This window comes from Salinisphaera sp. G21_0, from assembly GCF_017744115.1.
In the GTDB taxonomy this organism is placed as follows: Bacteria; Pseudomonadota; Gammaproteobacteria; order Pseudomonadales; family Endozoicomonadaceae; genus Endozoicomonas.
The window spans coordinates 1-1,107 of record NZ_JAGHQW010000183.1 but is presented as its reverse complement, the minus strand read 5'-3'; the positions used below and the strand labels follow the sequence as shown (position 1 = coordinate 1,107).

At 39.9% G+C, this 1,107-nt stretch carries 1 protein-coding gene; it reads left to right on the top strand.

The window, feature by feature from the left end:
• The first annotated feature begins 157 nt into the window (after positions 1-157).
• Positions 158-895, top strand: a complete 738-nt coding sequence (locus tag J7439_RS25550) for a hypothetical protein (protein WP_209204873.1) — start codon at positions 158-160, stop codon at positions 893-895.
• Positions 896-1,107: the final 212 nt, after the last annotated feature.

The window sequence follows — 1,107 nt, the reverse complement described above, 5'->3', positions numbered from 1 at the left end:
AGACCGTGCAAGGGCTCGTCCAACCCCCGTTGCAGCGAATGCTGCACATCACCTCTTTTATGCTCTGCCTAAATTCGCCAGAATCTGGTAGATTGTAGCGGTGCAGAATTCGCTGAACTAATCGTTTTTAATCGTTAGGCGACTAAAGGAGTACAGAGTGACATTTGAACATCCCATAAAAGGGAATCGACATCAATTTGTTATAAAGCAACATTTTCATACAGCTCATGCTATCGGAAAATTCTATGGTGATGATGAAAAAGTTGATGTACACATTATAAAAATCGATCAAACTGAAAGAAAGCATAAACGAGCAAGTATATTTTGCGCTAAAAGAAACTGGGATCAAAAAGCCGAAACTGGCATTATGGCAGACATTGAGTATGCCTTTCATGAAGAAATAAATAATCTCAAGCCTTTCAAGTTTAGAAACCATCAAGCGATTTCTGATTACTTTCTTTTATGGCGAATTAGACACCATTTCCATATATCTAGGATGGAAGACCAGGATTTAATTGGTATAACGGGCTCTGATTTAACAAAGGAGCAAGAAGAATTACTTGAAAGTAACGGTGTAATGTTTATTCGTGAGAATGGCGTGGTTCCGGCAAGATTTATGACTGGCATTCAAGTTCTCATGCAACTAGATCGCCAAAGAGCTGGGGTGGAAAATTTAAAATGGGGTTTATTAACCTCTACAGATGGTGAGTTTGCTGTTGCTGATTGCTACTATGACTTAACATTTATGCCTATATCACCCAAATTAGCTTTATGCGCTGGTTATACCGATATAAATATTGATAGGCAAAGTGTCGCAAATGCAAATATGCAAAGCATTGCAAAAGCTACAGAGTTCTACTTTGCAAGAGATTTAGATTTGTGTCCCGTCGCCTAACGAATAAGGATAGATTGCGCCCAGCCGCAATCTTATCCTGTTGTTGCACAAGCCCGGGTTGATTTCTGGCGAGGAAGGTCTATTGAAGTTTACTTTTCTGGTTGATCTTGAATCAGAGCGTTTTTTCAGAACGCTATATATTCAGGATGAGTGTCTCCCGACCACTGCATTACGGTAGTCCGGCGTATGTAATATCTTTCTGGCTGAGCTTA